General features: G+C 53.3%; 11 protein-coding genes and 1 pseudogene. 4 read left to right on the forward strand and 8 right to left on the reverse strand.

All coding sequences use genetic code 11. The annotated features are described in order from the left end of the window. Positions 1-46 precede the first annotated feature (46 nt). The 7 genes from HMPREF2959_RS07020 to HMPREF2959_RS07050 all read right to left on the reverse strand — a co-directional run bounded on the left by HMPREF2959_RS07020 (position 47) and on the right by HMPREF2959_RS07050 (position 6,439). Positions 47-973, reverse strand: coding sequence for a CobW family GTP-binding protein (locus HMPREF2959_RS07020; RefSeq protein ID WP_002243559.1), 927 nt, complete (start codon positions 971-973; stop codon positions 47-49). Then, complete coding sequence (locus HMPREF2959_RS07025; protein ID WP_002217097.1) at positions 961-1,437, reverse strand: Fur family transcriptional regulator; 477 nt, start codon at positions 1,435-1,437, stop codon at positions 961-963. The genes HMPREF2959_RS07020 and HMPREF2959_RS07025 overlap by 13 nt, the downstream gene beginning before the upstream one ends. 70 nt (positions 1,438-1,507) lie before the next feature. Beyond that, positions 1,508-1,963, reverse strand: coding sequence for a low molecular weight protein-tyrosine-phosphatase (locus HMPREF2959_RS07030; protein ID WP_002222400.1), 456 nt, complete (start codon positions 1,961-1,963; stop codon positions 1,508-1,510). Between the two features lie 124 nt (positions 1,964-2,087). Beyond that, positions 2,088-3,203: a glycerate kinase gene (locus HMPREF2959_RS07035; protein WP_002220906.1), complete on the reverse strand. Its 1,116-nt coding sequence runs from the start codon at positions 3,201-3,203 to the stop codon at positions 2,088-2,090. 113 nt (positions 3,204-3,316) lie between these two features. Beyond that, positions 3,317-4,414 carry a hypothetical protein gene (locus HMPREF2959_RS07040; protein ID WP_002220905.1) on the reverse strand — a complete coding sequence of 366 codons (1,098 nt, stop codon included), beginning with the start codon at positions 4,412-4,414 and terminating at the stop codon, positions 3,317-3,319. An 81-nt stretch (positions 4,415-4,495) separates the two neighbouring features. Continuing rightward, positions 4,496-6,079 (reverse strand): class I SAM-dependent methyltransferase, encoded by a 1,584-nt coding sequence (locus HMPREF2959_RS07045; protein ID WP_070696576.1) that lies wholly within the window; start codon positions 6,077-6,079, stop codon positions 4,496-4,498. Between the two features lie 147 nt (positions 6,080-6,226). Beyond that, positions 6,227-6,439: a heavy-metal-associated domain-containing protein gene (locus tag HMPREF2959_RS07050; protein ID WP_002217091.1), complete on the reverse strand. Its 213-nt coding sequence runs from the start codon at positions 6,437-6,439 to the stop codon at positions 6,227-6,229. 351 nt (positions 6,440-6,790) lie between these two features. Here HMPREF2959_RS07050 and HMPREF2959_RS11205 point away from each other — a divergent pair. From HMPREF2959_RS11205 to HMPREF2959_RS07070, 4 genes and pseudogenes are all read left to right on the forward strand, one after another. Continuing rightward, positions 6,791-6,940, forward strand: a pseudogene (locus tag HMPREF2959_RS11205) (sugar transporter); the annotation flags it as partial. Between the two features lie 128 nt (positions 6,941-7,068). Beyond that, positions 7,069-8,505 (forward strand): MBOAT family O-acyltransferase, encoded by a 1,437-nt coding sequence (locus HMPREF2959_RS07060; protein ID WP_002243560.1) that lies wholly within the window; start codon positions 7,069-7,071, stop codon positions 8,503-8,505. 10 nt (positions 8,506-8,515) lie between these two features. Further along, positions 8,516-9,502: a peptidoglycan O-acetyltransferase PatB gene (patB, locus tag HMPREF2959_RS07065; RefSeq protein WP_002243561.1), complete on the forward strand. Its 987-nt coding sequence runs from the start codon at positions 8,516-8,518 to the stop codon at positions 9,500-9,502. After that, positions 9,499-10,692: an SGNH/GDSL hydrolase family protein gene (locus HMPREF2959_RS07070; protein WP_002243562.1), complete on the forward strand. Its 1,194-nt coding sequence runs from the start codon at positions 9,499-9,501 to the stop codon at positions 10,690-10,692. Before patB ends, HMPREF2959_RS07070 begins: the two co-directional genes overlap by 4 nt. Here HMPREF2959_RS07070 and HMPREF2959_RS12925 read toward each other — a convergent pair. After that, a partial coding sequence (locus tag HMPREF2959_RS12925; protein WP_070696579.1) for a hypothetical protein occupies positions 10,682-10,948 on the reverse strand: 267 nt, incomplete at its 5' end. The genes HMPREF2959_RS07070 and HMPREF2959_RS12925 overlap by 11 nt on opposite strands.

The following is a 10,948-nucleotide window of genomic DNA, read 5'->3' on the forward strand; positions in this document are numbered from 1 at the left end:
TCAGACGGCATTTTCATTTCATATGCCGTCTGAAGGCGCGTGAACGCTATTCCAATGCGTCTTTGAGCTTTTGTTCGATTAAATCCGCATCAAACGATTTGGCAATCAATTCAAAACGCGAATCGCGCCGCCATGAGACTTGGTTCGCGCCCCACTGTCCGTCTACCCAGTTGAGCCACACCCACGTTCCCAATACTTGAAACACGCCTTTGGCGCGGACGAGTCCTTCGGTCATTTTGGGCAGGTCGTTGAAAAAGTTGGTCAGCTTTTCGCCGTCGAAATCGCGTCCGGCGGGGAATGTGAAACCTTGCGACTGGAAGCCCATGGTATTATCCGGCAGGGCTTTGAGGCGGTAGCGTGATTTTTCGATGACGGGAATATCGAGCCACCGGATGTCGAGTTGTGCGTTTTGGACTTCAACCACTTTGGCTTTGGGCGGGAACAGTTTTGCCGCTTTGTCGTGAAATTCGGCAAGCTGTTCGGGGGTGCATAAATCGGTTTTGCTGGCGACCAATACGTCGCAGATGCCGATTTGGTCTTTATACAACGCCTGTTGCGCGTAATCGGGGTTGATGAACTGGCGCGGATTGACGACGGTAAAGACGGCGCCGATTTCCAAAAGGCTGTCCAGCGGTTTGGCTTTGAGTTCGTCGATGACGCTGGCTGCGTGAGCCAGTCCGCTTGCTTCAATCATCAGGCGGTCGGGCTTGGCGTCGCGCAGCATTTTCTGCACGGTTACGCCCATTTGCGGGCCGGAGGTGCAACACAAACAGCCGCCGGCGATTTCTGCCACAGGGATACCGTTGTCGCTCAATACCGCGCCGTCAATGCCGATTTCGCCGAACTCGTTGACGATGATGACCCATTTTTCGTTCGGGTCTTTTTGCGCCATCAGGCTTTTGAGCGCAGTGGTTTTGCCTGTTCCCAGAAAACCTGAAATCAGGTGGACTTTGGTTTTTTTCATTTCTGACATTTTTTACAGATTCCAGTTAAAACAACGTGTTCTTCTTTCAGCGCAAAGCCGCTTTCGGCAACGCCTGCGCGCAGTGCCGCCCACTCGTGGCTGAGGGTTTGCTCGTCCGCCGTGCCGCATTCGGTGCAGACCAAAATAAACGCGCTGTGGTGCGCTTCGGCTTCTTCGTGGTCATGGCAATGGTCGTCGCACTCGTGCTGCGCGTGGCTGCACAAAATATAGCCGTTGACCGCCGCCACTTTGTGCAAAACGCCCTGCTCCGCCCAAAAATCAAGGGCGCGGTAGGCGGTAGGCGGTGCAAGCACGCCCTCGCTTTGCTGCTGCATCTGCGACAAGACGTTGTAGGCTTTAATCACGCCGCTTTGCTGCAAGACAATATCTAATACCTGCTCGCGCAAAGCGGTTACCTGCAAGCCTTCGCTGCGTGCCTGTTCGATAATTTTCTGTTTGAAATTTGTTTTCATAAATTCTCTGTTTATGCCGTCTGAACAACCGATACGGCAGGAGGCGGTTTTATATTTGTATTCAATTGCTTTATTTGGAAATCTTTTCCAACAATGCCCGACAGCCCGCATCCGCAAGCCTGAAGGTTTCTTCAAAATCGCCCGTATACCACGGATCGGGGACATGGTCGTAACCGCTTTCGGGTATCAGGTCGGTCAGCTTGAATATTTTTTCCGGCCGCCTGCCGAAGGTTCTTTCCAATTCGGACAAATTCTTGCCGTCCATCGCGATGATGCAGTCAAACGCCGCCGCATCGCTTTGGCGGATTTTGCGGCTGGTAAAGCCTGAAGCATCGATACCGTGTTTTTTCAATATCTTTGCCGTCTCGCGGTGCATATCTTCGCCGTCGTGCCAGCCCGATGTCCCCGCGCTGTCCGCTTCAAGGGGAATGCCCGCTTCGGCGGCGCGGCGGCGCAAAATGTATTCCGCCATCGGCGAACGGCAGATGTTGCCGAGGCAGACAAAAAGGATTTTCGGTTTTTTCATATCCCCTCCCTGTTCCGGCGCGATGCCGTCTGAAGCGGAAACCCTTTCAGACGTCATCGGTCGGTTAATCGTAACCGCATAAGGCAGAACCAGCCAAAACATCCATCTGGAAGAAATGGTTTGGCTAAATCTTAGGCATATTTAATAAGTGTCCAATATTAGAAGCCGTATGCTCCAAATAGAGACTGGCATTTTTCAAACTATCTTCTAAAGGTTCACTTTTCTCCAAAATAGAAAAGGCAGCTTGGATATTTTCAAATGGCAGGGAAGGCAAATCTTCAACGAGACTGCCACAAATAGCGACAACAGGAACTCCGACAGGGGTTCTTTTTGCTACACCAATAGGCGCTTTCCCTGCTAAACTTTGACGATCTAGTCTTCCTTCACCAACGATAACCAAGTCAACATCTGACACTTTCTTATCAAAGTCAATCAAGTCCAGGCAGGTGTCAATTCCAGATACGATACTTGCCTGAGCAAAGGCGCACAAACCACCAGCGATGCCTCCACCAGCTCCTGCTCCTTTAAGTTTTAATGTTGCAGGGGAGACTTTTTCATAAAAATCTTGTATTGCCTGATCTACGGCCTCAAACATAGTAGAATCCAACCCTTTTTGCTTGCCAAACGTATAGGTCGCACCTTGGTGTCCACATAAGGGACTCACAACATCTGCTAAAATACGAATGTGAACATCTTCAGGAATTTTATAGCGATTTTCTGTTGAAACAGAAGCTAGGTTTAGTAAGGATTGACCGCAAGCGGGTAAGGCATTTCCATCCTCATCATAAAATTGATAACCTAAACCAGCAGCAATCCCAATACCTCCATCATTACTGGCCGTACCGCCAACGCCAATATAGATTTCTTTAATTTCTTGACTAATGAGGTGGCGAATCAATTCTCCAATACCACGAGTTTGGATTTGTAATGGATTTCGTTTCTCTAGCGGGATTTTTCCAAGACCAACCAAATCAGCAACTTCGAATAGGGCTAGTTGTTCTTTTTGAAAATAGCGCATGACTTCTTTTTGTCCAAAAGGTCCTGTCACTTGGAGACATTTTTCTTCTAGGTCAAGAGAATGTCGGATAGCATCTACAGTGCCTTCTCCCCCATCACCGACAGGACAGAGGAGACATTCCACATCTGCTATCGATTGTTGGAAGCCTCTTTTTATTGCTTCAGCTACCTGTTGAGCTGTCAAGCTTTCCTTAAACGAATCCGGTGCAATTACAATCTTCATATTTATAATTCATCCTTTCGTTTCACTCAAGGCACAACACAGAATGAAAAAGTGTTGTGCTCTTTATTTTGATTTATTATAGAAATGAGAAAGCCTATCACTACTACAAATCACTATGCGCTGAAAAACGGATTGTGCCCTTCCCGTTTCAATGCTTCCGCATAGCTCGGGATGCTTTCCTGTTCGCCCAAGGGATTGTGCAACAGGTAAACGTGTTCTACACGGCATTCTGCCATTAAATCCAAAAAATTTTGCTGAATAACGCCAATATTGTCGGTAAAGGAAAGCTGCCACGAAAACACCTGCGGCACGACTTCAAACGCGCCGTCGGTCGCATTAAACCCGAATAAAATCTGTCCGCCCGCCTTTGCCGCTGCGACCACGCCGACGCGCGGACTCTGCATACGGACGGCGCGTATCGCGTTTGCCGCAAACACATCCATCGCCATGCGCTGGCGCGTGTGGCTGCCGTCGGAAAGCGCGCGTACCGGAGAATCCGGGGAAAGCGGATTGGCAAACAGCGTAACGCCTTCCGATGCAAGATTTTCCTGCCATACCTGCATCAAGGGCAGACCTGCCTGAAGAAGGTTCTGACCCAATGCCGTCTGAACTTTGCCGCTGCCGAAACCCAGCGCGTAAACGACGTGGACGGACTGCCCTTCGGGCAAAAGCAAAGGGCGCGGGGCGAAACGGCGTAAGTGTTGCGCCGCCGCTTCGGTATTTTGTTTGGCACGCCACCACTCATCCGGCGCGACCGCACTCAAATCGGAGGAATGTACAAGATAAGGCAGCCATTGCGTCTCTTGCGTCAACGCGCGCAGGTGCGGATAGTTTTGCAAACAGGCAAACAATCCCTCCGTCGGCAGCTTCATCTCGATTGCCCGTTCTTTCTTGCAGCCGGACACCAGCACGACCGGCAGGGCGAACCACTGCACTTCGCCTTCTTTCTCGCAATCGAGTACCGCGTTCACACTGGAAAGCAGCGCGGCATAAGTTCCGGCATCGGGCGACATCGTCAGCGCGAGGGAAAGGTTGATATAGTGGTTTTGCTCAAGCATCCCCCTGATTTCGGTTTGAAGTTGGCCGGACGAGAGTTTGCGCGAAGCCTGGGAAGAATTATGCGCCAACTGGTAGGCATTGAGCAGCAGGTGGTTTTTAATCGGATTTTGGGGATACGGGCGCGTATCGGGCAAGGTAAATGTCTGGTTCATATATGTCGTGTACCGCTTTTCGCAGTGTGTGTTTTTCCTGTTTGAAAATATATCGGACGGATTGCCGTCGGGACTTGCCCGTCAATCCGCCGAAACGAGAAAATGCCTGTCTGCCAAGTCTGCCAATATTTCTTCCACATACACTTCGGCAGGCGGATGGAATGTCAAACCGTCGGGCGTGGTGCTGACGATGTTCAAGTTTTCGGCAACCGTTTCAATCAATGCCTGTTTGCTCGTCGGCCGCGACAATTGCCGCATAATGTACAAATGCCCGTACCCGAATGAGGGGGTGCTTTCGTTGTAACGGTTGGCAGGCTGGACAAACGCTTCCGCGCCGTGTTCCACAAAGGCGGCGACATAATCTGTAAAACGCGCCGGCACATAGGTTTTATGGTCTTCAAAAAATTGTTTGCCCGCATTGTCTGATGAAACAGAAAAACGCCCGAGAATGGTTTGCAATAAAAGCCGGGAATTGATTTTCATACGGTCGAATGTCAAACCGGGAAATCGGCGGGCGAGATTTTCCGCAACATCTTCCGTTTTAAACGCCTCTCCGGTTTTCATCACATCGCGTATGCCCGAAAGCAGGGTATCGTTTTCATCAAAGTTGATTGTTTCCCCTCTTGCCGGGCGGAAATTCAAACTTTCTATCACTTCGACGGCAACCGACTCGTCACGCCTGACAGTATCCCCGACTTCCTCACGGCATAAAAGCGAACGGCGGAATTGGCGGTCGGATAAAATATCGCTGTAAAATTCTTTGGCAATATAATCGCCCCCTGCCAATGCCAGAATCCGCTCCCGCGTATGCTCCGCCATCCAAGAAACAAAAGACGCGTGCAAATCGGTATCCCCGATATACGCCAGCCGGTGGCGGTTTGCCCATTCGATGAAGCCGTTAACGTAAATCGGGTCGTTGAATATTTCCATATATTCGTGTGCGACATAATAAGTATTGTGATTCAATATTTTTTGAATCGCCGGAAGTTTGCCGCCGCCGCCCAAGCCTTTGTCGTTTTCCAAAATTTCCGCCAGCGCCTTGAGCGCGTCCAAGCCTTTCCGCGTCCGCGCTTCCAAGGGTTCTTCAAGCACATCCCTGCCGGCAAAGTACATAATTTCGCGCAACTGCTCCTGCCGTTTCCAGCCAGGGTAAACATTGTATGAAATATAGGCAATGCCGTGTTTGGTCAGGTTGTTCCGGCAAATCGAAAAGATTTTGTCTTTAACTGCGTCAGGCACCCACGACCAAATGCCGTGGACGATGATATAGTCGAACTTCCCGAATGACTCATCGACGGTCAAAATATCTTTTTCTTCCAGACGCACATTTTTCAAGCCCATTTTTTCAATGATGGCGTTGCCCTGCGCAACCTGCCTGCCGGACAAGTCGATACCGACAAATTCCGCATCCGGGTAATAAAGAGCCTGCGTGATGATGTTGCCGCCCATCGAACAGCCCAGCTCCAAGACCTTGGCATTGGCGGCGGGCGCGGGCTGCAAACCCATCATGCGGGCGCGAGCCTCCAAGGCGTTGATGGCGGTTTGGGAAAATGCTTTGGATTCATACATCAAATCATCATATGAATTTTTGATGTTGGACACGTCCGGCACACCGTTCTCCGTTGCAGCACGCGCAAAGGCGGCTTTTTTCTTTTTGTTCGGCATATTTTGTTTGTCTGAAGGCACTATTGCCCGCAAGTTTAACCAATTCATCCTACCCGTTCAACTAAATCAAATGCCATCTGAAGGCGCGGAGCGTACTTCAGACGGCATCGGGGAGGCGCGAAGGCTTCAGACGGCATTTTTGCCGCTTTATTTCAACGCGGCATCATAGCCGCCGTCTTCAACGGCTTCAATCAACGCCCCTGCATCGGTTTGCGCGGGGTCGTATCCGACGGTCGCACTTTTGTTTTCAAGGCTGACTTCGACGCTTGCCACGCCTTTTACGCCTTCCAATATCCGGGTAACGCTTTTGACGCAGCCGCCGCAGCTCATGCCGCCGATGTCGAGGATAAGGGTTTCCATCATTTTCCTTTCGTTGGAACTGCAATCTGACGGGCGTTATTGTAAGTCGGGGCGTGAACTTGGGCAAACGCGGAAACGGTACGGCGGTTTGGAAAAAGACGGACGCTTGCGCATAATGGCGGCAATTCCCATCAGGACGACAACAATGAACGCTTCACAAAAACCCTGGTTGAGCATCATCGCCTTGGCAATCGGCGCATTTATAGTGGATTAACAAAAACCAGTACGTCGTTGCCTCGCCTTAGCTCAAAGAGAACGATTCTCTAAGGTGCTGAAGCACCAAGTGAGTCGGTTCCGTACCATCTGTACTGTCTGCGGCTTCGTTGCCTTGTCCTGATTTTTGTTAATCCACTATACAACGTCGGTATCGGCAGCGGCGCACTGTTGGGACATTGGGTAACGCAATACTCGGGCATTTCCTGCATCGGCATTGCCGGTATGCTGGTATCGGCGGCAGGTTTGTGGGTCTGCCTGAATTTGAACCGCCATATTCGAACCTGACCGCGCGATGCCGTCTGAAGCCCCTCCCGCCCTTCAGACGGCATTTTGATTGAAGAAATATCCGCCCCTGCTTAAAATAACAGGCTTTGCCGTGTTTTAACGCCTATTTTTTGTTCCAAGGATGGTTTATGCCGTTGCTGTCTGTCGAGTTCGCACTGTTCTTTCTCGCTTTCCTGCCGATTTACTGGGGCTTGGCGAAATACCCGTCCGCCCAAAACCTGCTGCTTCTGGCTGCCGGTATGGGCTGGCTCTACCATATCGGCCCCGTATTTGCGGCAATCATCGTCCTTTATTCCTCCTGCGTGTACCTTTTGGGCGAACTGCTCCGTTCCGATCGCGAAAATACGCGCCGCTTTTGGCTGGGGTGCGGCATTGCCGCCTCGCTGACCGTCTTGGGCTTTTTCAAATATTTCGACTTTTTCCGGCCGCTGATTGCCCAATATGCCGGAAAAGGCGGCGCAATCGACATCCTGATGCCGCTGGGGCTTTCGTATTACACCTTCCAGTCGCTCGCCTATCTTGTTTACTGCTTCCGCGCCCCGCACGCCGCGCGTTTCAGCTGGCACGAGCTGCTGCTGCACCTGAGTTTTTTCCCCACCGTTACCTCCGGCCCGATTATCCGCGCCGCCGCATTCAAAAGCGCAGACGGCGAGCAGGCAGGCGCATTGGCGCAAATCCGTACCCGCCAACCGCGCTCACCCGTCCGCCCCGCACTCGCCGTTTCCCTGATTCTGCTGGGTATTGCCAAAAAATGGTGGCTGGCGGGGATGCTCGCAGAAAACTGGGTGTCGCCCGTGTTTGAAAACCCCGCCCAATTCAACGGCTGGGGCGTATTGGGCAGCGTGTACGGCTATACCTTCCAACTCTTCCTGGACTTTTCCGGATATTCCGATTTGGTTATCGGCATGGCAATGCTGCTGGGCTTCCGACTGCCCAAAAACTTCTCAGCACCGCTTCGTGCTTTAAACATCCGCGCATTTTGGGACAAATGGCACATCAGCCTTTCCACCTGGATACGCGACTACATCTACATCCCCTTGGGCGGCAGCAAAAAAGGCTTTTTGCGGACTCAGCTCAACCTGATGGCGGCAATGGTGCTCTCAGGCATCTGGCACGGCTACGGCTGGAACTTCCTCATTTGGGGCACGCTGCACGGCACGGCACTGGTGCTGCTCAACACGGGCGACCGCTATTTCGGACGCGACGCGCTATGCCGTCTGAAATACCTCGCGCCGCTCTCGTGGCTCATCACCTTCCATTTTGTCTGCCTGACCTTTGTCGTCTTCAATACCGCAAGCCCCGACGATGCAGGCGCGGTTTTCACTGCCCTCTTTGCCAATGCCAACGGCTGGAATGCGCCGCAACAGGCAGACATGCTGCTGCTTACCTCGTTTGCATCCGTCATGCTGCTCTACCCTTACCTGCAACGCGCTTTCGACGGCGTGGTCAAAGGTTTGGAAAAAATCCCGATGTGGCTGTGGTTTATCCCCGTTTCCGCCGTCCTGCTGCTGATTATCGTATTGGCCCCCTCGGGGATACCCGGCTTTATTTATGCCAATTTTTAAGGGTTTGGACATGAAAAACTTTCTTTCCCTTTTCGCCTCCATACTGATGTCTGCCCTGATTGCCGTGTGGTTCAGCCAAAACCCCATCAACGCCTACTGGCAGCAGACCTACCACCGCAACAGCCCGCTCGAACCGCTCGCCGCCTACGGATGGTGGCGGAGCGGTGTGGCGTTGCAAGAAAACGCCTACGCCCTTTCAGACGGCATCAAAGCCTTCCTGTCCGGCGAAACGCCGCCGACGGCTCAAGACGGCGGTTCGGCAGATATGCCGTCTGAAGCCGCCGCATCCGAAGCCGTCCCTCAAACCGGTGAAATCCAAGAATGGAAACAGAACACCGACACCGCCGCCGTCCGCAGCGGCGACAAAGTCTTTTTCGCCGGCGACTCGCTGATGCAGGGCGTTGCCCCCTTCGTGCAAAAAAGCCTGAAACAGCAATACGGCATCGAATCCGTCAACCTCAGCAAACAAAGCACGGGGCTGTCCTACCCCTCATTCTTCGACTGGCCGAAAACGATTGAAGAAACCCTGAAAAAACATCCCGAAATCAGCGTGCTCGCCGTCTTCCTCGGTCCGAACGACCCGTGGGATTTCCCCGTTGGCAAACGCTACCTCAAATTCGCTTCCGACGAATGGGCGCAAGAATACCTGAAACGCGTCGACCGCATCCTTGAAGCCGCACACACGCACTACGTCCAAGTCGTCTGGCTCGGCATCCCCTACATGAAAAAAGCCAAGCTCGACGGACAGATGCGCTACCTAGACAAACTGCTTTCGGAATATTTGAAAGGCAAAATCATCCTGATTCCCACCGCGCACACCCTGAGCGGCGGGAAAGACCGCTACACCGACTCCGTCAACGTCAACGGCAAACCCGTCCGCTACCGCAGCAAGGACGGCATACACTTTACCGCCGAAGGACAAAAACTGCTGGCGGCAAAAATAATGGAAAAAATCGTTTTTGAACCAAGTACGCAACCATCAAGTACACAGCCATGAACCCCAAACACCTCATCGCATTTTCCGCCCTATTCGCCGCCACGCAGGCAGAAGCCCTACCTGTCGCCTCCGTCAGCCTCGACACCGTTACCGTTTCCCCGTCCGCCCCCTACACCGATACAAACGGGCTGCTGACCGACTACGGCAACGCCTCCGCCTCGCCTTGGATGAAAAAACTCCAATCCGTCGCACAAGGCAGCGGCGAGACCTTCCGTATCCTGCAAATCGGCGACTCGCATACCGCCGGCGACTTCTTTACCGACAGCCTGCGCAAACGCCTGCAAAAAACTTGGGGCGACGGCGGCATAGGCTGGGTTTACCCCGCCAACGTCAAAGGGCAGCGCATGGCGGCAGTCCGGCACAACGGCAACTGGCAAAGCCTCACCAGCAGGAACAATAGCGGAGACTTCCCGCTCGGCGGCATCCTCGCCCACACCGGCAGCGGCGGCAGCATGACCCTGACCGCATCGGACGGCATAGCAAGCAAGCAGCGCGTTTCCCTGTTTGCCAAACCCCTGCTTGCCGAACAAACCCTGACCGTCAACGGCAACACCGTCTCCGCCAACGGCGGCGGCTGGCAGGTACTGGATACGGGCGCGGCACTGCCCCTGACCATACACACCGAAATGCCGTGGGACATCGGCTTCATCAACATCGAAAATCCCGCCGGCGGCATTACCGTTTCCGCGATGGGCATCAACGGCGCACAATTAACCCAGTGGTCGAAATGGCGTGCCGACCGTATGAACGACCTTGCCCAAACCGGCGCCGATCTAGTCATCCTTGCCTACGGTACCAACGAAGCCTTCGGCGACAACATCGACATTGCCGATACCGAACAGAAATGGCTGGATACCGTCCGCCAAATCCGCGACAGCCTACCTGCCGCCGGCATCCTCATCATCGGCGCGCCCGAATCCCTGAAAAACACGCTCGGCGTATGCGGCACACGCCCCGTCCGCCTGACCGAAGTCCAACAGATGCAGCGGCGCATCGCCCGTCAGGGGCAGACGATGTTCTGGTCTTGGCAAAACGCGATGGGCGGCGTTTGCAGCATGAAAAACTGGCTCAACCACGGATGGGCCGCCAAAGACGGCGTACACTTTTCCGCCAAAGGCTACCAACGGTCGGCGGAAATGCTCGCCGACAGCCTCGAAGAACTCGTCCGCGCCGCTGCAATCAGGCAATAATCGGACAGGAGGCGGACGGTATTTCCGCAACAGGGGGATGCCGTCTGAAACGCATACCTTCATATTGCTTCAGACGGCATAGCCACCCCGCGCACGGTTTGCCGGACGCAACCGGCATTCGCCTCAAGCATCGGAAGGACGGGGGCGAACCTCCGGCATACGGCGCAAAGGCGGCGTTTGATATGCCGTCTGAAGGCAAAGATGATAAACTGCCGCCTTCCGTTTTCAGACGGCCTTGGATTCGGATTTCAAGTGC

The organism is Neisseria sp. HMSC070F02, assembly GCF_001814225.1.
Classification (GTDB): Bacteria; Pseudomonadota; Gammaproteobacteria; order Burkholderiales; family Neisseriaceae; genus Neisseria; species Neisseria meningitidis.